The sequence below is a fragment of the Flavobacterium gillisiae genome (genome assembly GCF_900107635.1).
GTDB classification, from domain to species: domain Bacteria; phylum Bacteroidota; class Bacteroidia; order Flavobacteriales; family Flavobacteriaceae; genus Flavobacterium; species Flavobacterium gillisiae.
Genome location: NZ_FNRD01000003.1, coordinates 128,648 through 150,805 on the forward strand (window position 1 = coordinate 128,648; position 22,158 = coordinate 150,805).

Consider the following 22,158-nt stretch of genomic DNA (forward strand, 5'->3'; position numbering starts at 1 on the left):
CATTCTTTTTATTTCGTTTTAAAACCGATTTTAGTATATAAAGATTTTTCTCCTACTATTTTGTCAGGAAAACTAAATTTTACGTCTAGATAGAAAACCATTTATGAGAAAGTATATTATAATTTTATTAGTGGCTGTTTCAGCTCAATTTACACAAGGGCAAAGTCCATGGACAAAGGAAAAAGGAAAAGCATATATCCAGCTAGGAGTTTCAGGGCTCTTTTACAATAAAGCACAAATAAATGGAATAAACACTACCCTAGCAGCTGATTATACTGATATTACCACACAACTATACAGTGAATACGGTATTACTGACAAACTAGAAGCTTTACTTATTGTTCCAATAAAATTCGCTGGTTTCGAAACGGTTGTAAATAACACATCTAGAAATCTTTCCGGGCTAGGTAACCTAACTCTTGGACTAAAATACAAAATCTATAATGAAAAATGGAAAATTAGCACTGGATTACAGTACCAAGCCAACACTTCTAAAAACGATCTAATTACCGGCTTAAGCACTGATTTTAACGCCAACACTTATCTTCCTTATTTGAGTGCCGGAACTAGCACTGGGAAATGGTATTATTTTGGAAACATTGGTTATGGATATATGACGAATAACTACTCCGATTATTTGAAATTTGCTGCCGAAATTGGTTATAACATTAATCCAAAAGGACACCTTATACTTGCTTTAGATACTAAAAATCCTGTTGCAAAAGAAAGTGCATTCACTACTAACTTGACAAGATGGCCGTCTTATTTAGACCGTCAAACCTATAATGCAGTAGGATTAAAATATAATTATGAGTTTTCTCCAGACAAATACGGAGCTAATATTTCGGCATTTGGAGCTTTTGGAAATGACAACGCCCCCTTAGCTCCCTCAATTAATTTTGCTATTTACGCCAAATTATAAGTCACTTTATATTTAAAAAACAGCGACTGTTTTTTATGAAAAAACCGATTTTCACAAGCGTGTGAAAATCGGTTTTTTTAATATTTAATAACTAAAATTCCTTTTACAAAATTGACAATTCATCAATATTAAATTGCCAATCGCTTGCTTTCCTATACCAAAGATGTCCATCAGATACATCTAAAGGACAGTCAAAATTATTAGTATAAAGAGCACCTGTTCCGAGGCCTTGAGGCATCAAATTATCTTGCAAAAAAGTCCACTGAGCAATTGCATTTAAACCTACATTACTCTCCAAAGCAGACGTAATCCACCATCCAATCTGGTGCTTTTTAGCCAATGAAATCCATTCTTTAGTGCCCCGAAAACCACCTATAAAACTAGGTTTCAAAATGATGTATTGAGGCTTCGTTTTTAGCAATAACAGCTCTTTTTTCTCTACTGTAAATACACCAATCAGCTCTTCGTCTAAAGCAATAGGCAATGGAGTACTTTTACACAACTCTGCCATCCTGTCAGTATTGTTTTTTCGTATTGGCTGCTCTATACTATGTAGTTTAAATTCAGACAATTGCGTTATTTTATCTAAAGCGTCATTTAAACCAAAAGCACCGTTAGCATCTACTCTAATTTCAACTTGTTCTGGAGTGAAATACTGCCTAATATAACGCAATAAACCCAGCTCCTTATCAAAATCTATCGCTCCAATCTTAAGTTTCACACAAGTAAATCCTTGCGCTAATTTTTCTTCTATTTGCTGTTTCATAAAAGCCGCTTCACCCATCCAAACGAGACCATTGATTTGGATTGATTTTAAACCCTCAGTAAACTCCGAAGGAAATAGTAAAAAAGGGGTTTCACTATGCAACGATCGGAAAGCCATTTCTACTCCAAACTGTATCGAAGGAAACTCGATTAAGGCTTCCCAAAGTTGGTCTTCACCGAGATGAATATTAGCACATGTCCACTGCAATTTCTCTTCGTAATCTGGACGGTCATCAACGCTTAATCCTCTCAAAATACCACACTCTCCTATTCCCGTTTTTTCGTCTTTTTCAAGGACCAAAAACCAGGTTTCTTTTTCCGTCATAACACCTCTAGAAGTTCCAGAAGGACGTTTGAATTCCAGCATGTATTTGTGGTAAGTTGCTTTCATATTTTTCTTAACCGCTAAGGGCACTAAGGTTTTCGCAAGGTTCACTAAGTTTTTCTTCAATAGTATTCTCTAGTGCACTTAAATTGACAATTCAAATTAGGATTTAGGCTTTATTAAATAAGATAATCCAATTAATAAAATTCCGAAAACACACAACACAAGAAATAAATAAGTTGGCATTTCCTCATAAATATACATTTGGAGATTTAATACTATCCCTACAAAAAGAAAAAGCAAACCTACTAATCGCAAATAACCAATTACTTTTTTCATGTTTTCTAATTTGCTAACAATTTTAAAACTCTCTCAAAATCATCACTTTGAACCCCTGCCTTTTTAAAGATGGCAAAATCATGTTTTATTTTTTGAATCCAGCTTAGACTGTCGTTTACATTTTGAGATTGGTATTCCTTGTAAATTGATTTTGCATTTCTAAACTCATCGTTCAGTAGATACGCATGCGCCAAATTCAGTTTCACTAACAACTCTGTATCGTCCAACTTCTCACCTTCTTTCAGAAACTTAATCGCTTTTCCATATTGTTTGGTTACAATATAACCAAAGCCAATGTTACTGTAATCTATTGCAGTCGCTTTTCCATCATTAATTATCCTAGAGTATTGCACAATTGCATTACCATAATCACCCTTTTTAGTAAAATTTAAGGCTTGACTACGCAAATCACTATAGATTCCCTTAGAAACGCCCGTTTCATTAATACAGCTTTCTCCATTATCCTTATACACTTTGGCTTGTTCAATAACGAGTAGATTCTGAAATTCCTGAAACTTATACTTTTTTTGAATTTTCTCCTCAATACAAATACAAAAATCGTCAGAGTTGGCCAGCTTTCTAGCTAATGCCGAAGTTTTACATTGGTTGATTATGAATTTTCTATTTTCTAAAGTCCAGCCTCTGCTTAATTTACTATCTACCCAAGGCACTACTTCGAGAATGATTTTTTGTTTCATAATCCAGTTAGAGCTCTCAAAACCAAACCAAAGATTATCCGTTGTATTTTTCAAACAAGATGACTTATCGATTGACAGTCGCTTTGCATCTTTGCTTAACGGAGTCTCCTGCGCTAAACAGGCGTCATCCATTTTACCAGTTTTTTGATACGCTAACGCCAGTTCATTTGATGAAAAAACAGCATACTTACTTTTATCATCTCCTGAAATACGCGAAAGCAAAAAAACAGCACCAGCAGAGCCTTGGCTGATTCCTGTAGGATCCGGAATTGCTTTTAAAAGCGAAACCAAACTTCCAGCCATTTTTTGATTGTCATCCAAAAGGGTTATCCTGTAAATTAACTCTGTGGTTCCAATAGGAAAATCGTCGGTTTTAATGACAATCCGATCTCTTGCAGAAACGATAATTTCTTTAGTAGTGGCTCTATCTTTGTCCCAATAACCATCTTGTTGAGCAAATCCCGACTGATAAAAAATGCTAATCAATAGCAGAAAAATTACTTTGTTCACTGATGTATTTTGTGTTAACGATTCGCAATTAGCCCAGATGGAAGTGGAAATCCTTATGTGCCGGTGTTCGGCACATAAGATTGTAACACACAGCTGGAAATAGCTCCTAATTCTTTTTATAATTCGATACTCTCTCCTATTTTTAGCAACATCAGATCTTTTCCTTTGTCGAAAAATTGTTGAATAGCTGCTTTGTGATCAATTTCGATATAACCAAAGGTGTCATAATGATACCCGAGCACTTTATCACATTGTACAAAGTCTGAAGCCAGAATAGCGTCCTCAACATCCATAGTAAAATTGTCTCCTATAGGAAGAATTGCCAAATCTAGCTTGGTGCGCATCGGAATCAGCTTCATGTCCATTGTTAGCGCAGTATCGCCTGCGATATAGATGTTCTTGTGCTCTCCTTCAATAACGAAACCACCGGGATTACCACCGCTTGCGCCATTAGGAAAAGTACTCGAATGAATGGCATTTACATATTTTACTTTCCCGAAATCGAAAGTCCAGCTTCCACCGTGATTCATGGGATGCGCCTGAAACCCTTTAGCCGCATAATGTCCTGCTATCTCAGCATTTGAAACGATAACTGCATTCGTGCGTTCTGCAATGGCTTCGACATCCAGAATATGATCGCCATGTGCATGCGTCAGTAAAATATAATCTGCTTTTAGCGTATTGATATCAATATGTTCAGCTAACGGATTAGCCGAAATAAACGGATCTACTAAAATGTGCTTCCCACCTACTTTGATTCCCAAAGACGCGTGTCCGTAAAATGTAATTTTCATATACTTTATGTTTAAGAATTATTAACAATTAAATCAGAAAAGAAAAAAATCATACACAAAGCCAGCAGTACTGAAAGTGCAAATGTACTCAATGCTAATTTTTTTAATTCAGGATCTAATGCCTTCGGATCTTTGTTTTTATAAACGTTACTTAAATGTTTAGTTAAAGGGATGTAAGCCAATAAGAATAAATACTGATCAAACTTAAAACTATTAATTAAGGCAAAAATCAATACCAAAGACATAGCAAAAGTAACTAAAAAGTAATGGTATAGTTTTGCTTTTTTACCACCCATTTTAACAACCAACGTATTCTTTCCTACCTTCCTATCTGACTCTTCATCACGCATATTATTCAAGTTCAAAACACCAACGCTCAAAAAGCCTATTGCCATTGCCGGCAAAAAGAGTTCGATATCTATTTGTTTTGAATACAAAAAATTCACTCCCAAGGTACTCACCAATCCAAAAAACACGAATACAAATACATCACCAAGTCCACGATATCCATAAGCCTTTGACCCAATTGTGTATCGGATTGCCGATAAGATAGCCAGTATTCCTAATACCAAATAGAACAGCGAATAGAAAAGGTTTGTATCAGTAAATGCGAAATAGATCAACAATACAGCTGAAAGCAACGTAAGCAAGGAAGTAATTATAATTGCTACTTTCATTGCTTGTGGAGTAATCACGCCACTTTGAATTGCACGTTTAGGCCCAACACGATCTTCATTATCCGTGCCTTTTATCCCGTCACCATAATCATTGGCAAAATTGGATAAAATTTGCAATCCAAGCGTCGTTAATATGGCAAAACCAAATATCCTCCAGTTAAATACTTCTGTAGGAGTAAGTATATTATCCGTTGGGTTTGCCAAGGCATACATACTTCCCACAATTATACCAGAAACGGATAAGGGTAATGTTCTTATTCTTGCTGCTTCAATCCAATGTCTCATTTTGTTTTATTTTACTATATTTTTATAATTCATTCTTTTTTAAGCTTTTTTAATAGCTTACATCCAATTATCATTAGACGTTTCGACCTTGTACAGCCATAGGTTAACATAGTGTTTTATGGTACTAAAGTCTCCTAATTGAAACGTAAGGTTCCCTCCCGCTGTATGTATTATTATCGACCCAATATTAGCCTTCTTGTGCCAAAACAACTGCGAAGTAGTAATAGCCTGGATTTTACTAGGTTCAATTATTCTATTATCAATATCCCAAGCACCGCTTTGTTTAATTATAAAGTCATCGTTAATATAAAGCCTATTATTCTGAAAACCAAAATAAACAATTAGCCCTACAAACAACAGATACAGTACTACCGCATAGGTATAATCATAAAACAATGGCTGAATATATTTTGCAAAAGCAAAAAAAGCAACTACAGGCAGCAGCATTGACAGAAAGATGGAAAAAACAAGCTTGCGGTAATTCGGTTTTAAAACAATTCCTTTTACAGGTATTTTTTGAAATAACAGTTTAAAAACAGCCTCTTTTTCAGTTTCATTACAACCCGGAATTTCAATTACAGTTTTACTATTCTCTTTATCACTGCTCGTTGCTTGCCTAATTTTAATTTCCAAAATATTCATTTTCTTTTGAAAATAATTTCTGGTAACAGTGACTATTTGTACTTTTTCTGGCTTTACGATAGTATTCTTAGTACTTAACAGTCCGAAAGAAAGCAACAATGAACTGTTTTGTTTAGCCACCTTATAATCAAAATACTTGTAGACAACCCGAGCTAAATTGATTATCAAAACCAAAGCAAACATTAAGATGAAAAAAAAGACAATCGAACTAATTACTGAACGCTGTTCTACATAGGCATCAAACTGCTCTTTGTCAAAATCTGCGTCTGCTATAAAGCTTTTACTTTGTTCATATAAAGTTGTAAAAAAAGCCAAGATCAATCCCAAAGTTTTCACATAATTAGAAGTAATCCCTACTTTTAACAAGCTCAAGAAACTAATCTTAACGATCGACTCTTTCTCGACACTTTTCTCTTGAACAATCGTTTGCTCATCTGATAAAATCGAAGTTTTCTTCTCATCAGCCAATAATCTAGCTTTTAAAGCTAAGGCTAACGGGTGCGAAATTGCTTTAATCCTTCCTTCTTTCTTAGCACTTCCGGCCGTATCCACATTCAACTCATAAACACCTATAAAACGCTGAATTAAAGACTGATTTATATCTACTTGCTGGATTTTATCCAGTTGAATAATCGTTTTTGTTTTATTAAAAATTCCTTCGCTAATAATAAACTCTTCATTTTCATCCTGTAGGTAAAAAGTAAAGTTCAAATATTTCAAATAGGCTACTACTGCCGTTACTATTAAAAAAACTCCAATACCCGAAAAGATATAAACTTTATTTGAATCGTCAAACCTAACAACATAGACTAACAACACAGGCCATAAAGCACGTCCCCACTTTTGAATGGTATCAAAAAAAAGTATTACAATGCCAACAGCGGACTGTCTTTGAGGCTGATTGAACTGCTCCACCATTACAATTGCTTTTGTATTTTCCCCATCAACAATTGCTTAATATTTTCTGCTTGATCTATCGCTATTCCTGGAACTTCTAAATCACTCGAACTACCACCCGCGGTAAAAACTTCAATTTTTGCTAATCCAAAATACCTCGAAACTAAACCTTCATGTAAAGCCACATGTTGAATTCTGTTATAAGGAATTACAATTGTATTTGTCGCTATAATTCCATGCCTGAAAAGTACATCATGAGTCCTAAATGCAAATCCTTTTTTCTTATAGCTAATTCTCGAAAGTAACAAAACAAGAAAAAGAAATATAAAATAAGCTGCTAAAATCCCAACCGCAAAAACTAATAATCCTCGATTGAGAAACAGCAATACTCCCAAGCCTGCTCCCGCGAGTAAAAAAAAGAAAAAGACATTAAGCAAGGTTACTTTCCAATAATCAGCATGTAAAACAGTGAATTCTACTTCTTCAAATTTAGGAAGCTGCGTTGTATCGATGGTCTCGTTTGAGAAGTTCTCCATTTATTTTTTGTTAAAAGTTCAGTATTCAAAACGTTTAAAGTATGTTATCAAAATCAACTTCAAAATTCAAACTTTTTTATGGTAACCATTTTTTCTCAAAGTTTGGCTTACGTTTTTCAAGGAAAGCATTTCTACCTTCTTTGGCTTCTTCAGTCATATAGGCTAATCGTGTAGCTTCACCTGCAAAAACCTGTTGTCCTACCATTCCGTCATCGGTCAGGTTCATCGCAAATTTTAGCATTTTAATAGCCATGGGTGATTTGCCTAATATTTCTTGTGCCCACCCATAAGCGGTATCTTCTAATTCTGCATGTGGAATAACGGCATTTACCATTCCCATATCCATTGCATCTTGAGCTGAATAATTGCGCCCTAAAAAGAAAATCTCACGTGCTTTTTTCTGTCCTACCATCTTTGCAAGGTAAGCTGAACCATAACCACCATCAAAACTAGTCACATCAGCATCTGTTTGTTTAAAGATAGCGTGTTCTTTGCTCGCAAGTGTTAGATCGCAAACTACATGTAAACTATGTCCACCTCCTACTGCCCAACCAGGAACTACAGCAATTACTACCTTTGGCATAAAACGGATTAAACGTTGTACTTCTAATATATTCAAACGATGTTGACCGTCTTCTCCCACGTACCCTTGATGACCACGCGCATTTTGATCTCCACCACTACAAAAAGAATATACTCCATCTTTAGACGAAGGACCTTCAGCAGATAACAAAACAACCCCAATTGAAGTGTCCTCTTGTGCATCATAAAATGCGTTGTATAACTCAGCTGTTGTTTTTGGACGAAAAGCATTGCGGACATCGGGTCTATTGAACGCTATTCTAGCGACTCCATTGCATTTCTTATAGGTGATATCTTCGTATTCTTTGGCAGTGATCCAATCCATTATAATTGATTTAAATTATTTAAGTGTAAAAATAAATCATTTTTTGCATTTTATACTATTCTATGAGGGAAGCTTTGGAAATCCTTCCTTTACAAAACGGCTGTAAAGTGTTAAAGTTTAAAAAAAAATAACTTATTAACAGTGGTCAACTACTATAATGACTAATTTTAGATCATGCTAATCAGCAGAATAGGAATAAAAAATCCTGATTTAGCAATTATACTTCACTGATTTATTAACCTAAAAAAAGAATAATTTGAATTCAATTAAAAATTTTGTCGCTCCTTGTTCTATGGTACTAAATTCTGTTACTTTGACAATCGAGCTAATGAGAAAATCATTTATAAAACCAGCAAAAAAATAAAGAGTAACACCGACGGTTAAAAAAATAGAATTCTTTTCTCACTTACCATATTGGATAAGTTGACTAATGTTAGAGAAAGAATCTTGCAATATATATACAAAACCAATGGCTTTTAATGTGAAATTGATTCTTAGCTGCTAAGTAAATGTTTGAACATCTAAAGACAAGTATTCATTGAAGTAATTTTATGCTTGAGTCAATATTTTAAAAATAGTATTTATACTAGAAAACTAATTGCAAAAGCAATAGAACTACTATACAAATGAAATTGTAATTATTTTGGTGTCGTTTTATATTTTATGAAATGGCATTTAAGAGAGAAAGACTAACCCTTTTGGATTAGTCTTTCTTTTTTTTATTCTTTAATCAGGTATATCTCGTCTTCTTTATTTCGATTACGATAGAAAAACAATTCTCCACAAAACTAAATTCAGAAAAATAAAAGCAGCCTTTCAGTAAAGCGAATAAATTATTTTCATTCGTTTTTAACAATATAATCAGTATATTTAAGAATCGCTACTCATTATCAAATAGTTATTCATTTAATTCAGTACTTAATGAAATTTTGGAAAAAATATGTCTCGACCATAAAACATAATATTCTAATTTCTTTAGATCAAAATAGAAATTTGAAATATTGGAGAGACGACATGTTTTCTAATACCATTGTTTTTACAATTCCTTTTAGTATTATCGCTTTTATCCCCTCATTAATTTGGGCTTTAGATATGGGGTATTATACCTTAGCAATAATTGACGTATTCTCTGTTTTAATCGTGATGATAGTAGGTTTCAAAAAAGGAATCAAAATAAAATACAGAAAATTATTATTCATAGGCACCATGTACGTACTTAGTTTTACTTTGATTTATTATGTAGGTCTTAATAGTACGCTCTATTTACTTGCTTCCTGTTTTTTGTCTGTCTTTATATATTCTTTTAAAAACAAATACACACCAGCACTTTTAAACCTATACATAACAATACTTTATATTTCGTTATATTATTCAGACCTAATATTAATTCATAATAATTATTTTAAACTATATGAACTTCTAGCTGTATTTTCAAACCTGATTTTTATAAGTTTTTTAATATGTTCTTTAATTCCAAGGTTATTTGACCACTTGAATGATAGCTTCCAGGAAACCTTACTTCATACTAAAAAAATAGAAAAACAAAATGATTTACTCAAAGAAATAACTTGGATACAGTCTCATGTGGTTAGAACCCCACTATCAAGATTAATAGCTATTGTAGAACTTTTAAAAGATCCTGATAACTCCGAACAGGATAAAAAATTCCTTTTAGACAATGTAATGATTTCAAGCAGGGAACTTGACGAAGTCATAAAAGAAATTGTAGAAAAAGCTGAAACCGTACAGGCTAATGAATAAGCTTTCATTTTAGGCAAAAAAAAGACTAACCCAAAACGGTTAGTCTTTTTTTTATTATTCTTTAATCAGGTATATCCCGTCTTCTTTAATTTCGATTAGCTTTTCTCTATAGAGAGCTCCAATCGCTTTTTTGAATGTTTTCTTACTCATTTTTAAAACAGTCTTAATATCTTCTGGATGTGAACTATCAGTCAATCTTAAAAAACCACGGCTTGCTCTTAATTCATCTAGAATAATATCTGCATTAGGCTCGATACTTTGATATCCTTGAATCTGTAGAGAAACATCAATTTTATTGTCAGGACGAATATTTTTAATGTAACCACGCATACGATCTCCCGTACGAATAGCATCATCATATACCTCATCCTTATACAACAAGCCTTTAAACTGCTCGTTGATAATTACATTGATTCCTATTTCAGTTATATGAGAAACGATCAGCTCTACTTCTTCTCCTTTTTCAACAGTAAGCACTTCATTTTTAAGAAACTGATTCGTCTTACTTGAAGCAACTAATCGATTTGTTTTCTCATCCATATAAAGATACACTAAGTAGCGCTTTCCTTTTTCCATAGGACGAGCCTGTTCTTTAAACGGAACCAGAATGTCTTTTTCCATTCCCCAATCCATAAAAGCACCAATCTGATTAACATAATTCACACGCAAAAGCGCAAATTCATTTAATAAAATATAAGGCTCAAGCGTTGTTGCTACAGGACGTTCTTCATGATCTAAATAAACAAAAACAATCAACTCCTCACCTATCTCAAATTCGTTAGGCACATATTTATTGGGTAAAAGTATGTCGTGTATTCCCTCAGGATCGGTCTCTGGCGTACCCAGAAATAAACCAACTTTAGTATCACGAAGTATTGTAAGCGTATTGTATTTTCCTATTTCAATCATTTTATTCAATTTTCTAAGGCGCAAAGGTACGAAGTTTGAAAATAGTAAACCCATCCCATCATACAATTCCCTCGTATTTTCCTTATTAGAAGCAAAAACAACATAAATTACAAAAACGATTCGTCCCGCTATCCGCAGTATCTTTTGGGCTAAACCCCAGCCCAAAAAGGATACGCGCTTCTATCGGGGCTAAATTACAACGTTTCATTTTCTACAAAACCAACAAAAAGCTCCTTAAAACTCATTAAACAACTATTAAAATTATTTTTTCTACCTATTAAATTTCTTTTTTTACTTAATTTTAAATTCTCAAAATAAAACATCAAAAAACAAATGAAACCAAATCCTTTCTGTTACCTCCTTACCTTATTGTTTTTCACCCAAATCAGCTTCGCCCAAATCACTGTTGATGATCCCGAAATCAAAAAAATGATTACTGAAGTCAAAGCTGAAAGTCTTGAAAACACCGTAAAAAAACTTGTTTCCTTTGGAACCCGCCATACCTTAAGCGATACCAAAAGTAAAACGCGAGGCATCGGAGCAGCACAACAATGGGTGAAATCTGAATTCGAAAAATACGCTTTAGAATCAAATGGCCGACTTACGTCAAAAATAGATTATTTTACCATCAAAGCAGATGGAAGACGAATAGCTGTTGATAGCCAACTGGGGAATGTAATGGCAACCTTAAAAGGAACAGATTCCGGCGATGACCGTGTTTTGATTATCAGCGGACATCTCGACTCGCGAGTTACCGATGTTATGGATGCTAAATCAGATGCTCCCGGAGCAAATGATGACGGTTCTGGCGTTGCCGCCATGATGGAACTAGCTAAAATAATGAGTAAAAGATCTTTTCCTTACACCATCCTTTTTGTAGCAGTTACAGGAGAAGAGCAAGGATTGTATGGCGCCAGACATTTGGCAGAGCTTGCCAAGCAAGAAAATTGGAACATTGTCGCCATGCTCAACAACGATATGATAGGAAACAGCTTGTCTAGCGGAACAAACCTAAGAGACAATACTAAAGTAAGAGTATTTAGTGAAGCGACTCCTTATCTTGAAACGGAGGACGAAGCAAAAATGAGAAAACTAACCAATAGAGACAACGACAGCCCTTCCAGGTTATTAGCCCGCTACATCAAAACAGCAACTGATCAATACGTAGATCAGTTAGAGGTCAATCTTGTCTACAGAAACGATCGTTTTTTACGTGGTGGCGATCATACTCCTTTTAGTCAAAATGGTTTTACCGCTGTTCGTTTTTGCGAGATGAACGAAAACTATAATCACCAGCACCAGGACTTACGAACTGAAAATACGGTTAAATATGGCGACTTACCTGAATTTATGGACTTTGAATACCTACGCAAAATAGCTGCATCAAATTTAGCCACATTGGCTAATTTAGCTTGGGCACCAAAATCACCTACCAATGTGGGAATTGAGGTAAAAGACCTAACTAATTTCTCAACATTGGCTTGGAAAGCAGCTGATAATAAAAAAACGTACGGGTACCAGGTTCTAATTAGAGAAACATCAGCCACAAACTGGGAGAAAATGATTTTCGTAACAGACACCAATGCAACAATACCGTATTCTAAGGATAATTTTCTTTTTGCCGTTCAAGCAATAGATGAATTAGGACATGCGAGTTTGCCCGTTTTTCCAGTACCTATTCGTTAAAAATCATATGATTACCCAAAGAGAAAAGCGCTCTCTACCCCAAAAATAGTATAATCTAACACAAGTAATAATGACAGGAAAAAACAGTGACGAGAAACAATCCAAACAACTCATTAATCTAAAAATGATTAAGAAAAATTTATCGACAATTGTATTCCTAATCTTTATTGCTATTCTACTATTCAGCCCGGACGCAAAATCTTTTCTCATCAAGCAGTTGATGTTCACTGGTCTTTTCAACGCTGAGATTTCATCAGTTAACTCTTCAGACAATATACTCCGCAATCATTTTGATTTTAAAGATTACGAAGGCAATGTTAAGAATACAGCTGACTTGAAAGGTAAAGTTGTTTTCATCAACTTTTGGGCATCTTGGTGTCCACCATGTGTTGCTGAATTTCCTTCTATAGAAAAATTCCACTCTGAATTTAAAAATAATGATAAAATTGTTTTTTTGATGATCAACATGGATGATAATATAGCCACGGGAAAGCAGTTTTTAGACAAGAAAAAGTATTCGTTACCCATTTTTCAAGCCGTATCAGCCGTACCTCAAGAAATTTATTCTAGTTCATTACCTACTACCGTTGTTTTGGATAAATTTGGAATAATGAGATTACACCATGAGGGTTTCGCCAACTATGGCGGGAAAAAATTTAATCTTCAGATAAAACAGTTGCTTGAGGAATAAATATAGTAAAGACTCACTACCTACAATGTTATTTATAGAGATGAGACAGAACCAAAAAAAGCGCCCATAAGGCGCTTTTTTCATATTATAAAAAAAAATATTAATTGTAAACACTTTCTTTTTTGAAGTGAACTGCTAATAGGTAATAGACAACAGCTCTGTATTTATTTTTATTAGAGCGACCGTATTTCTCCATTACTGCATCGATACCTGCGTCTAAATTTGCTCCATCTGCTAAACCTAATTTTTTGATTAGGAAATTATTTTTAACTGTATCTAATTCTGCTTGCTGGCTTCCAGCCACTGTTGCAGCATCTGCGTTGTAAATTGACGGGCCACAACCAATAGTTACTTTTGTCAATAAATCCATATCTGGAGTTACACCACATTTATCTTTTAAATCTGCAGCATACTTTTCAATTAATTCGTCTCTCTTGCTCATAAATAAAAATTTAATAGTTTAGTTAATAGTTTATTATACTCTCAAATTTAAACATTTATTTATAAGAGCGCTTAGTTTTCTTAATAAATTAATCAAAACACAACCAAAACAAGGTGAAATATGACGCAAAAGGCCTTGAAAAACTGTTTTCAACAGTAAAATCAACAATTTCCCATTAAAACTCAGTTAGTCTAATTTATTTTAACAAACCGCTATTTTTAATTCTACAGATTACAACAACTCTTTAAAAAACTGCAATAAAATAGAATCGTTTTCAAGCGTTGGTGTAAAAATTTCCAGTATTCCGGGCTTTTCATTTTGACCATATAAAGTAGCTAAACCTTTTTCTAAGCTTAACTCATCACTAGCAATAGTATATTCAAAACCGTACATCCTAGCTAAATGTTCTGCGGTTAAACAGTGAGAGGTTTCAAAGAAAGTATTGAAAACAGGCGTTTCCTCATGTCCTGGTAAAATTCTAAAAATGCCTCCTCCTCCATTATTAATCAAAATTATTTTGAAGTTTTTTGGGATATAATTGTTCCATAAGGCATTGCTATCATATAAAAAACCAATATCACCCGTTATAAATACGGTTTGTTTTTCATTGGCAACAGCCGCACCAATTGCGGTAGAAGTACTTCCGTCAATTCCACTAGTTCCTCGATTGCAATACACCTCAATGGATGGATCAATAGCAATCAGCTGTGCGTAACGAATGGCAGAACTGTTACTGATTTGCAACTGTGAATTCATTGGTAAACTCGGAATCACTTTTTCGAAAACTTTAAAATCCGAGAATGGGATTTTATCTAAATAGATCTTGCTTTTTTGTTCACGTAATTTATTGACAGCATCCAAATTCTTGAAATAGTTGCTCTCAACTGATCTTGTCAACGGTAAAAACACGTCGAAGAATAAATTTGGTTCTACTTCAAAATGCTTTGTCAACGCATTGAAAGTATCGTACGCTCTTAGAGAATCGATATGCCAATGGTGTTTTGGTTTGTATTTTCGTAAAAAGGCTTTAATCCGCTTCGAAACAATCATCCCTCCAAAAGTGACTAATATCTCAGGACGAAAATCCTCAAAATCCGCACTAGTAAAAGGAGTGATTAAAGTATCTATGGTATTGATAAATTTAGGATGATGTACATTTGACGTCGTTTCTGTCAAAACTACCACCGATTCATCAGCAGCTAAATTTTCGATTATACTTTCACTAATGGCATCAGGGTAATTCACGCCTACTAATAGCATTTTTTTTGTAGCCTGGTTCCAAATCGTCGCATACTCGGCTACCTTATCGTGTGAAAGTGACTGCGTATCTTTTGCGGAAGCGGTAACACTCACACTCACGGCAAGCTCAGAAGTTGTTTCATACAAAGGCTCTTCAAAAGGCGCATTGATATGTACAGGGCCTTTTTGAGCAATTGAAATGTCAATCGCCTCTTTTATTTTATTGTCATTTTCAACAGAAACCATTTCGCTCAAATTGGCATTGTATAAAGAATGATTTGCAAATACATTTTCCTGACGGATGGTTTGTCCGTCACCAATATCAATTTTGCTTTGTGGTCTGTCAGCAGAAATGACAATCAATGGAATCTGACTGTAGTAAGCTTCTGCAAGAGCAGGATAGTAATTCAATAATGCCGAACCAGAACTGCAAATTAATACTACTGGTTTTTTAGTCTGTTGGGCTATACCTAAACCAAAAAAAGCAGCGCAGCGCTCGTCCGCAATACTGTAGCAATCAAATGCAGGATTATTTGTAAAACCTATAATTAAAGGAGCATTTCTCGATCCTGGAGAAATTATTATGGTGGTAATTCCTTTGGCTAAACAAGTTTGAATAATGCTTTGCGCTAAAGGTATTTTGGGGTAAATCATTAAATTTTAGTTTAAAGTTTAAGGTTTAAAGTCTCTAATATTCTTCAAAACCTTAGTCCAAGCAAAGTTACAAACTTGCTCCTTCTTTTCGTCGCATTTTAACTGATTTTTCTTAAATTTGGAAATAAATTTTACTGATCAAAATGGAAATCAAAATTCGACCTTACCAAGCTGAGGACACTCAAGCAATATTAGATATCATCAACTATAACATCTTAAACTCAACGGCCTTATATGATTATAATGTGCGTAGCTATGAACAGCAAAAGACAATTTTAGAGGATAAAATCGCTAAAGGATTCCCTGTTATTGTAGCTGAATTAGATGGAGTTGTTACCGGTTTTGGAATGTACAGTGAATTCCGATTCAGAGAAGCGTATAAATATACCGTAGAACATTCCGTTTATGTGGACAATGATTTTCATGGCAAAGGAATTGGAAAAATACTGCTACAAGAATTAATTGTCTTAGCTAAAAAACAAGGACTGCACACGATGGTTGCCGTTATTGATGCAGAAAATCAAAGTAGTGTAGTCTTTCATGAAAAATTTGGATTCACAACCGCAGGAATAATAAAAGATTCTGGATTTAAATTTGACCGCTGGTTGCACTCTGTTTTTATGCAGCTAATTTTGGAATAATAAAAAAAGCGATTTTCTTAAATGAAAATCGCTTTTTTTATACTGTAAACTAAAAAAAACTATGCTTTTATCCAGTCGATAACAGACGCATCAGTAGGTAATGTTTGAGGTGCAATCACTTTTTCTAATTCACCGTTTTCATTGATTAGGTATTTTTGAAAATTCCACGACACCTCTGAATCTTGTACCCCGTTTTTAGACTTTTGTGTCAAAAATTGGTATATCGCACACATATCATCTCCTTTTACAGATACTTTGTCCATCATAGGAAAAGTAACGCCATAATTAAGTTGGCAAAAAGAAGCGATTTCCTCGTTAGTACCCGGTTCTTGCGATGCAAAATCGTTTGCAGGAAAACCGACAATCACAAATCCTTTGTCTTTGTATTCTTTATAAATCACTTCAAGATCTTTGTACTGAGGCGTTAACCCACATTTTGACGCCGTATTTACAATCATTAATTTTTTTCCTTTTAGGCTCGCGAAATCGAACACATTTCCTGATAAATCTTCGACCTTAAATTGATAAATATTTTGTTTTTCCATAGCGATTTCACTTTTATTTTTATTTGATTTTTTGGTTTGTGCCTGATTTTGGCAACTGAAAAGAAATAATGCACTACACGTTAGTACCAATAGCTTTTTCATAATTAATTTTTGATAAAATTAAACAAATTCAAAATTACTTCTGTCTATTCTAAACTCTATTTTTCATTGAACAAACGTTAAAAAAATACGTGACATATTTACGTTTTAGTACATAGCTTTCTGGAATAAAAAAGCCTGACGCACAAAAAGTAGTAACGGCAGGCCTTTCTAACAAAACAAACAAAATCATTTATTCTTTACTAAAACTTATACGTTATTCTTGCTTTCATAAAAAACGGTGTTCCAGGTGTAAAATGAATTTCTTCAACACTGTTAGACTCATCTTTTAATCGTGATTCAGTGGCAAATTGAGTTTCATTCCATTTTGTATTCAATAAATTCTCTACCGAAACTCCAAAAGTGACACTTTTAAATTCATAATTAATATTAAAATCTGCTATTGCATATCCTTTGGCTACAATTGAATTATCTTCATTTGCAGGACGACTTTTTAGATAACGGTAACGCAATCCTCCTGAAAGTCCGTTCCGTTTTTGAAAGCTTAAACCACCAGTAGAAGTGAAATCTGGTGCAAGTGGAATGTAGTTTTGCCCATTAGGCTCATCAATGCTTCTGGCGTAAGTATAATTTGCATCAGCATCAAAATACAACCAATCATTCAATTGATAACGCAATCCTAAATCTGCTCCCATTCTTCTTGTTTTTCCGCTAGGTTCAATAATCCCTGCGTCTCCCACATAGACAAACTCTTGCTGTAAATACAAATACCATAACGCCGAATTTACAATTAACCTTGGGAAAGGTTTCCAAATCGTTCCTACATCAGTTCCTATCGCAGTAGGCAAAATTTGTTTTCCATTATTTTGAACCACAACGCGAGTATCATTCGAATGAAAGCCAATTCCTGATTTTACAAAAAATTGCAAATTGTTATTTTGTGAATATATAAAATTAAGTTTCGGAGATACTTTTACCTCATTTTCGGTCTGTGTTTTATAGATAGGAGCTAGCTTATCTCTGTAATTAAATTTAAAATAATCTAATCTTACTGCTGGATTGATCGTCAATTTCCCGAATTTGAATTCTGAATTTAAGTACGTAAACGCATTGGTCTCATCAATATCTCCTAATTTAATATTTTCTAAAGTAATACTTCTGTTCAAGGTGTGTGACAGTTCAGTATCAATAGTAGCATCAGCACGAAAACCTACGCCTAATTGAAATGAAGCATCCCAATCATTACTTTTTACTTTCTTATTTAATTCTGCATTCATCCCATAAATAGAACGGTTTTCCTTTTGCTTGATTTGATCTCCGTTTATCGGATCTTCTAAGAAGAAAGTGAAATTAGAATACAGTTCAAAATCATATTTTGAATAAAAAGCATTGGCTTTCAAAAACGTATTTTCATCTATAGGTTTGCTTAACGACGCATTAATATTTGTTCTGGACGTAGTCCCTCCTTCGGTATCATCAACTGATCCAAATCTAGAAATAGTTCCATTATCTACTAATCGTTGTGGTATTTGTCCAGATGCATCCCAAGTACTGGAAAAATGAGAAGCAGATACTGAGAACTTACTATTGTCATCCAAAACTGCCGAATATTTCCCTAACAAATTGATTCTATTAAAATTTTGAGGTGACTCAAATGGACCATCCGTCAAAATGTATTCTGTAGCGATGTAGGAACTTTGTTTTTTCTGGTTTCCCAAAAGATTAAACATTCCTACCGTTCTTAGCGTATTAAACTGGCCCGCTTCTACACTTATACTACTCTTGTCTAACTTTTCTTTAGTTTGGAAGGCGACGTACCCTGCCGTTGCAAAATCCCCTTTACTGGCATAATACGTCCCTTTTCCAAAATCTATCTTTTCTACCGTTTCTGGAATCACAAAATGCAAATCAGCGTAGCCTTGACCATGTGCATGCGATACCATATTTACAGGCATTCCATCTACAGAAATGGCAATGTCAGTTCCGTGATCTATATCAAATCCTCTTAGGAATATTTGTTCTGCTTTCCCTCCTCCAGCATGTTGACCAATAAATAATCCTGGAACTTTCCGTAAAATTTCCTGAGAAGAATTTACCGGTGTAGTTTGTAAATCAATTTTTGAAATTACATTCATTGCCGAAAGCTGTTGTTGAATCACTATCTCATCTAATCTAAAGATATCCTCTTCCAACAGAATTCTGTTTTCTGAGTCAATTATCGTATAGTTTGCCTTTTTGTGTCCCAAAGCAGTTACTTTCAAAACATTTCCTACTACTGATTTATCAATGCTGAACATTCCCAACTCATTAGTATGTGCATGTGCCTCCGAATTAGTATTTACGATATAAGCGTTCTCAATTGCATTCCCAAATTCGTCTACAACAACTCCTTTTTGGACCTGACTTTGCGATACCAACCCTAAAAAGGCAAGTACAATTGTAAAAAAATATCTCATGATGGGATTATAATTTATTAACCTTTTTCTCTAAATTAGGACCTAATTCATACATACTAGAAAGCAATTCTTCCTTTATAGGTGCTACTTTTTGGTTCTCATTATTGGACTTGTAAATCATTGCCAAGTGGTATTGCACCTTTGGTTCAAATGATTTGCCTACCACATATTTCTTGGCAATTTCTAATGCTTTATCCTTTTGTCCCATATTCAAATAAGACCAAGCTAATAAATCATATGAATCTGGTGTAGGTCTGTGATCCACTTCTATTTTTGCAATTTCTAATGCTTTAGGCGCTGTTTCTTTTGCATCAGCATAAATCAAAGTGTTGTATTTATTATACATCGCTCCGTAATTATTCTTTTCAAGCATTGCAAAATAAGCATTCCTATCTTCTAAAGCTGCTGCATCATCCCCTTCAAATTGGGCAATCTGAGATTTCAATAAATAAAAATCTGGAGTGTTGTGTGTGATTTCAATAGCTTCCACAATTCTTTTTGCTTCTTTAGTATTTCTTTCATGAGAAAATACAATCCAAGCAATTCCTTTTAATGCATAGGAATAATTGGGATCTATTGCTAATGTTTTTAAGTAACTGTCATACGAATCTTGAATTCTTCCAGCGTGACCATAAAAATCACCTAGATTCGAATAAGACCATATTTTAAGTGTTTTATTATCTTCCTTCTCAGCAATATCTCTGGCTTTCTCCATAAATGTAATCGCCGTTTTCAAATCGCCTTTATGATCATTCCATTTTGCTAAACGAATTAGATAATCATAATCATTCATGTCTTTTAAAGCATTCAAATTACTTTCTGCTTCAGCGAAATTTCCCAATTCCATCTGAACATCAAACAGTAATTTCTGAGTTTCTTTTCGTCCTTCGCCTATAGCCAAAGCTTTATTAGCTAAAACTAACGCTTCTTTGAATCTATGTTGCGCAATATAATTTCTTCCTAGTGAACGAATTGTCGATACTTTGGAATACTTATTAGCTTCATTCGATTGGACAAGTAAATCTTCTGTTTTATATAAATTTTTAATGTCGCCCGTATATTCAAAAAGAGTGGCATACTTAGAAGCAATTATTCCTAAGTAACTTTTTTGATTAGGAGCTGCATCGTATTTTTTTTGCCAAAAATCAATTTCTTTATTTGCAAAATCCAATGATTCATTACCATCAACATTCAAGTATTTATTATAATCGGAAGTATTTGTAATCTGGTTCTGTTTTTTAGTATCGCAAGCGAAAATAAAAAGGATTGTAAAAACCAGGACGGGGATAAGTTTATAAGGTTTCATAATCTATGTGTTTTGTTTATTGTTAGAAAAAAAAAACAGAGCTCACTAATTCTGACAGAGCTCTGTTTTTTTGAAAATTTATTACCAGGCTGCAGCCAAGTAAGGAAAAGAAGTGGTAAATGCTTTATCATTTGCATCTACGTGATCTGAAGTAAGACCAGTATTAGAACCACCTGTTGGCCCACCAAAGATTAAGATTAGCTCAACATCAATTACATCATCAGCCAAAGCTCTACCTGTTAATACATTAGTACCATCGAAAAAAGTTGTTTTTCCAGAAGTTTTCACGTTTAAAACATCAGTTGCTAGTACTCCTGTAAATTGGGCAGCGGTCAACCCTAAAGCATTTGTTGTATATCCAGGGTTTAACGCCTTTAATCTAGATTCGAAAATTGGCTGGTATTTTGCTCCCATTGCAGAAGGTATAGCCGCATTAAAGTCATCTTTAGGTTGTCCCGAAGCAATAAAGACTGTGTTTATAGCTGGTCTAGCCATTTGATCTTGTTGAACAAAAGTTCCTGAGAAGTCAGCACTTGCCATTGCATCTCCGTTATTGTCATCATCGTTACAGCTTACTGTAGCTACTGCACATACAAGTGCTAGAGTTATGATTTTGAATTTATTTGTCTTCATGATTTTGAATTTTTTAGAATAAAATTTATTATTGTTTTTTCTTAGTTTCTGCCCATACATTTAAAGAGGCTGCTGTACCTAACATTGTTTTTGGTACTTCAACCACAACTGACAATACATTTGAACCTGCAAAAGTATCTGTACCTGGATTTTTAAACGCTGTTGCGCTTCCGCCAAGGATTGCTTGAAATTGACCTAAGTCAAAAAAGAATGGATCGTCTCTTGGTCCTGCAAAAAATTTCATTCCGTTTTCAGTAGATGTTACTGCTGTTGCACCATATTTGGAAATGGCAACACTTCCTGAAGCGGCACTAGTTTTAATTGTACTGGATGTTCCAGTTGCTCCTGGAGCATATGGTCCGAAGAAGTACATCTTATCTCCTTTTCTAATTGCTTGGATAACCAAGTCTTCCACATTATCACCTGTATTGTCGATGTTAATTTCAATCATCACATTTTCATTGAATGCTGCGGCACCCGTTGCATTAGGACTTAACAACCCTTGAGTGTTAACGGCAAAAACTAAATTATTAGTTTCTTGTCCTTGAAAAGTGTACATGTCTGTAATGTCTGCTGCATTACCTGTTACTGATGGAGCATCTACGTGATCCGCTGCTACTAAGATTAAGCCTGAAATCGCAATTAGCGAAAGACCTAATACCATTTTTGTTTTTTTCATTTTGTTATAATTTAAAAGGTTATAAAAGCATTTACGGGATTGTTTTCCTTTTGGTTTTAAAAAAATTAAAAAAAAGTTAATATATTTTTTAATCATTTGATTTTCAAGTACTTAAAATGTAAATAAAAACACAATTATTTTAAGCTACTTTATCAATTA

At 34.2% G+C, this 22,158-nt stretch carries 20 protein-coding genes; 5 read left to right on the top strand and 15 right to left on the bottom strand.

The window, feature by feature from the left end; genetic code table 11:
- The first annotated feature begins 103 nt into the window (after positions 1 to 103).
- Positions 104 to 922 (top strand): transporter family protein, encoded by an 819-nt coding sequence (locus BLV35_RS05770; protein WP_091086157.1) that lies wholly within the window; start codon positions 104 to 106, stop codon positions 920 to 922.
- A 103-nt stretch (positions 923 to 1,025) separates the two neighbouring features.
- Here the strand turns inward: BLV35_RS05770 and BLV35_RS05775 are convergent, their stop codons facing one another.
- The 7 genes from BLV35_RS05775 to BLV35_RS05805 form a co-directional block, all read right to left on the bottom strand.
- Complete coding sequence (locus tag BLV35_RS05775; protein ID WP_091086707.1) at positions 1,026 to 2,078, bottom strand: o-succinylbenzoate synthase; 1,053 nt, start codon at positions 2,076 to 2,078, stop codon at positions 1,026 to 1,028.
- Positions 2,079 to 2,356: 278 nt separating this feature from the next.
- Positions 2,357 to 3,559, bottom strand: coding sequence for a tetratricopeptide repeat protein (locus tag BLV35_RS05780; protein ID WP_245712022.1), 1,203 nt, complete (start codon positions 3,557 to 3,559; stop codon positions 2,357 to 2,359).
- Between the two features lie 116 nt (positions 3,560 to 3,675).
- Positions 3,676 to 4,353 carry a metal-dependent hydrolase gene (locus tag BLV35_RS05785; protein ID WP_091086161.1) on the bottom strand — a complete coding sequence of 226 codons (678 nt, stop codon included), beginning with the start codon at positions 4,351 to 4,353 and terminating at the stop codon, positions 3,676 to 3,678.
- An 11-nt stretch (positions 4,354 to 4,364) separates the two neighbouring features.
- Positions 4,365 to 5,315, bottom strand: a complete 951-nt coding sequence (gene menA, locus BLV35_RS05790) for a 1,4-dihydroxy-2-naphthoate octaprenyltransferase (protein ID WP_091086164.1) — start codon at positions 5,313 to 5,315, stop codon at positions 4,365 to 4,367.
- 57 nt (positions 5,316 to 5,372) lie between these two features.
- Complete coding sequence (locus BLV35_RS05795; RefSeq protein WP_091086168.1) at positions 5,373 to 6,875, bottom strand: PH domain-containing protein; 1,503 nt, start codon at positions 6,873 to 6,875, stop codon at positions 5,373 to 5,375.
- On the bottom strand, positions 6,875 to 7,390 hold the full coding sequence (locus BLV35_RS05800) for a PH domain-containing protein (protein ID WP_091086171.1): 516 nt from the start codon (positions 7,388 to 7,390) through the stop codon (positions 6,875 to 6,877). The genes BLV35_RS05795 and BLV35_RS05800 overlap by 1 nt, the downstream gene beginning before the upstream one ends.
- Before the next feature lie 76 nt (positions 7,391 to 7,466).
- Positions 7,467 to 8,297 (bottom strand): 1,4-dihydroxy-2-naphthoyl-CoA synthase, encoded by an 831-nt coding sequence (locus BLV35_RS05805; protein ID WP_091086176.1) that lies wholly within the window; start codon positions 8,295 to 8,297, stop codon positions 7,467 to 7,469.
- Between the two features lie 921 nt (positions 8,298 to 9,218).
- On the opposite strand from BLV35_RS05805, the gene BLV35_RS05810 reads away from it, so the two are divergent.
- Positions 9,219 to 10,058 carry a hypothetical protein gene (locus BLV35_RS05810; protein WP_091086179.1) on the top strand — a complete coding sequence of 280 codons (840 nt, stop codon included), beginning with the start codon at positions 9,219 to 9,221 and terminating at the stop codon, positions 10,056 to 10,058.
- A 54-nt stretch (positions 10,059 to 10,112) separates the two neighbouring features.
- Here BLV35_RS05810 and BLV35_RS05815 read toward each other — a convergent pair whose 3' ends face one another.
- Complete coding sequence (locus BLV35_RS05815) at positions 10,113 to 10,967, bottom strand: CvfB family protein (protein WP_091086714.1); 855 nt, start codon at positions 10,965 to 10,967, stop codon at positions 10,113 to 10,115.
- Positions 10,968 to 11,300: 333 nt separating this feature from the next.
- Between BLV35_RS05815 and BLV35_RS05820 the strand changes: the two genes are divergently transcribed.
- Both BLV35_RS05820 and BLV35_RS05825 read left to right on the top strand, forming a co-directional pair.
- Positions 11,301 to 12,653 carry a M20/M25/M40 family metallo-hydrolase gene (locus BLV35_RS05820; RefSeq protein ID WP_091086182.1) on the top strand — a complete coding sequence of 451 codons (1,353 nt, stop codon included), beginning with the start codon at positions 11,301 to 11,303 and terminating at the stop codon, positions 12,651 to 12,653.
- 70 nt (positions 12,654 to 12,723) lie between these two features.
- Positions 12,724 to 13,344 (top strand): TlpA family protein disulfide reductase, encoded by a 621-nt coding sequence (locus BLV35_RS05825; RefSeq protein WP_091086186.1) that lies wholly within the window; start codon positions 12,724 to 12,726, stop codon positions 13,342 to 13,344.
- Between the two features lie 100 nt (positions 13,345 to 13,444).
- On the opposite strand, the gene BLV35_RS05830 is transcribed toward BLV35_RS05825, so the two are convergent.
- Together BLV35_RS05830 and menD are read right to left on the bottom strand one after the other, a co-directional pair.
- Positions 13,445 to 13,786, bottom strand: a complete 342-nt coding sequence (locus BLV35_RS05830; RefSeq protein ID WP_091086189.1) for a DUF2853 family protein — start codon at positions 13,784 to 13,786, stop codon at positions 13,445 to 13,447.
- A 231-nt stretch (positions 13,787 to 14,017) separates the two neighbouring features.
- Positions 14,018 to 15,679 carry a 2-succinyl-5-enolpyruvyl-6-hydroxy-3-cyclohexene-1-carboxylic-acid synthase gene (gene menD, locus BLV35_RS05835; RefSeq protein WP_091086194.1) on the bottom strand — a complete coding sequence of 554 codons (1,662 nt, stop codon included), beginning with the start codon at positions 15,677 to 15,679 and terminating at the stop codon, positions 14,018 to 14,020.
- 143 nt (positions 15,680 to 15,822) lie between these two features.
- On the opposite strand from menD, the gene BLV35_RS05840 reads away from it, so the two are divergent.
- Positions 15,823 to 16,320 carry a GNAT family N-acetyltransferase gene (locus BLV35_RS05840; protein ID WP_091086197.1) on the top strand — a complete coding sequence of 166 codons (498 nt, stop codon included), beginning with the start codon at positions 15,823 to 15,825 and terminating at the stop codon, positions 16,318 to 16,320.
- Between the two features lie 59 nt (positions 16,321 to 16,379).
- On the opposite strand, the gene BLV35_RS05845 is transcribed toward BLV35_RS05840, so the two are convergent.
- The 5 genes from BLV35_RS05845 to BLV35_RS19630 form a co-directional block, all read right to left on the bottom strand.
- Positions 16,380 to 16,967, bottom strand: coding sequence for a glutathione peroxidase (locus BLV35_RS05845; protein WP_091086200.1), 588 nt, complete (start codon positions 16,965 to 16,967; stop codon positions 16,380 to 16,382).
- Positions 16,968 to 17,167: 200 nt separating this feature from the next.
- Complete coding sequence (locus BLV35_RS05850) at positions 17,168 to 19,381, bottom strand: TonB-dependent receptor (RefSeq protein ID WP_091086204.1); 2,214 nt, start codon at positions 19,379 to 19,381, stop codon at positions 17,168 to 17,170.
- A gap of 7 nt (positions 19,382 to 19,388) precedes the next feature.
- Positions 19,389 to 20,687, bottom strand: coding sequence for a tetratricopeptide repeat protein (locus BLV35_RS05855; protein ID WP_091086208.1), 1,299 nt, complete (start codon positions 20,685 to 20,687; stop codon positions 19,389 to 19,391).
- Between the two features lie 81 nt (positions 20,688 to 20,768).
- Complete coding sequence (locus tag BLV35_RS19625) at positions 20,769 to 21,320, bottom strand: DUF4331 family protein (protein ID WP_091086718.1); 552 nt, start codon at positions 21,318 to 21,320, stop codon at positions 20,769 to 20,771.
- A gap of 28 nt (positions 21,321 to 21,348) precedes the next feature.
- Complete coding sequence (locus BLV35_RS19630; protein ID WP_091086722.1) at positions 21,349 to 21,999, bottom strand: DUF4331 family protein; 651 nt, start codon at positions 21,997 to 21,999, stop codon at positions 21,349 to 21,351.
- Positions 22,000 to 22,158 lie beyond the last annotated feature (159 nt).

What these genes read in the sequence shown, in the direction of transcription:
- BLV35_RS05770 (WP_091086157.1), top strand. Translation starts at nt 104, where the DNA reads ATGAGAAAGTATATTATAATTTTATTAGTGGCTGTTTCAGCTCAATTT.
- BLV35_RS05775 (WP_091086707.1), bottom strand. Translation starts at nt 2,078, where the DNA reads ATGAAAGCAACTTACCACAAATACATGCTGGAATTCAAACGTCCTTCT.
- BLV35_RS05785 (WP_091086161.1), bottom strand. Translation starts at nt 4,353, where the DNA reads ATGAAAATTACATTTTACGGACACGCGTCTTTGGGAATCAAAGTAGGT.
- menA (WP_091086164.1), bottom strand. Translation starts at nt 5,315, where the DNA reads ATGAGACATTGGATTGAAGCAGCAAGAATAAGAACATTACCCTTATCC.
- BLV35_RS05795 (WP_091086168.1), bottom strand. Translation starts at nt 6,875, where the DNA reads ATGGTGGAGCAGTTCAATCAGCCTCAAAGACAGTCCGCTGTTGGCATT.
- BLV35_RS05800 (WP_091086171.1), bottom strand. Translation starts at nt 7,390, where the DNA reads ATGGAGAACTTCTCAAACGAGACCATCGATACAACGCAGCTTCCTAAA.
- BLV35_RS05805 (WP_091086176.1), bottom strand. Translation starts at nt 8,297, where the DNA reads ATGGATTGGATCACTGCCAAAGAATACGAAGATATCACCTATAAGAAA.
- BLV35_RS05810 (WP_091086179.1), top strand. Translation starts at nt 9,219, where the DNA reads ATGAAATTTTGGAAAAAATATGTCTCGACCATAAAACATAATATTCTA.
- BLV35_RS05815 (WP_091086714.1), bottom strand. Translation starts at nt 10,967, where the DNA reads ATGATTGAAATAGGAAAATACAATACGCTTACAATACTTCGTGATACT.
- BLV35_RS05820 (WP_091086182.1), top strand. Translation starts at nt 11,301, where the DNA reads ATGAAACCAAATCCTTTCTGTTACCTCCTTACCTTATTGTTTTTCACC.
- BLV35_RS05825 (WP_091086186.1), top strand. Translation starts at nt 12,724, where the DNA reads ATGACAGGAAAAAACAGTGACGAGAAACAATCCAAACAACTCATTAAT.
- BLV35_RS05830 (WP_091086189.1), bottom strand. Translation starts at nt 13,786, where the DNA reads ATGAGCAAGAGAGACGAATTAATTGAAAAGTATGCTGCAGATTTAAAA.
- menD (WP_091086194.1), bottom strand. Translation starts at nt 15,679, where the DNA reads ATGATTTACCCCAAAATACCTTTAGCGCAAAGCATTATTCAAACTTGT.
- BLV35_RS05840 (WP_091086197.1), top strand. Translation starts at nt 15,823, where the DNA reads ATGGAAATCAAAATTCGACCTTACCAAGCTGAGGACACTCAAGCAATA.
- BLV35_RS05845 (WP_091086200.1), bottom strand. Translation starts at nt 16,967, where the DNA reads ATGAAAAAGCTATTGGTACTAACGTGTAGTGCATTATTTCTTTTCAGT.
- BLV35_RS05850 (WP_091086204.1), bottom strand. Translation starts at nt 19,381, where the DNA reads ATGAGATATTTTTTTACAATTGTACTTGCCTTTTTAGGGTTGGTATCG.
- BLV35_RS05855 (WP_091086208.1), bottom strand. Translation starts at nt 20,687, where the DNA reads ATGAAACCTTATAAACTTATCCCCGTCCTGGTTTTTACAATCCTTTTT.
- BLV35_RS19625 (WP_091086718.1), bottom strand. Translation starts at nt 21,320, where the DNA reads ATGAAGACAAATAAATTCAAAATCATAACTCTAGCACTTGTATGTGCA.
- BLV35_RS19630 (WP_091086722.1), bottom strand. Translation starts at nt 21,999, where the DNA reads ATGAAAAAAACAAAAATGGTATTAGGTCTTTCGCTAATTGCGATTTCA.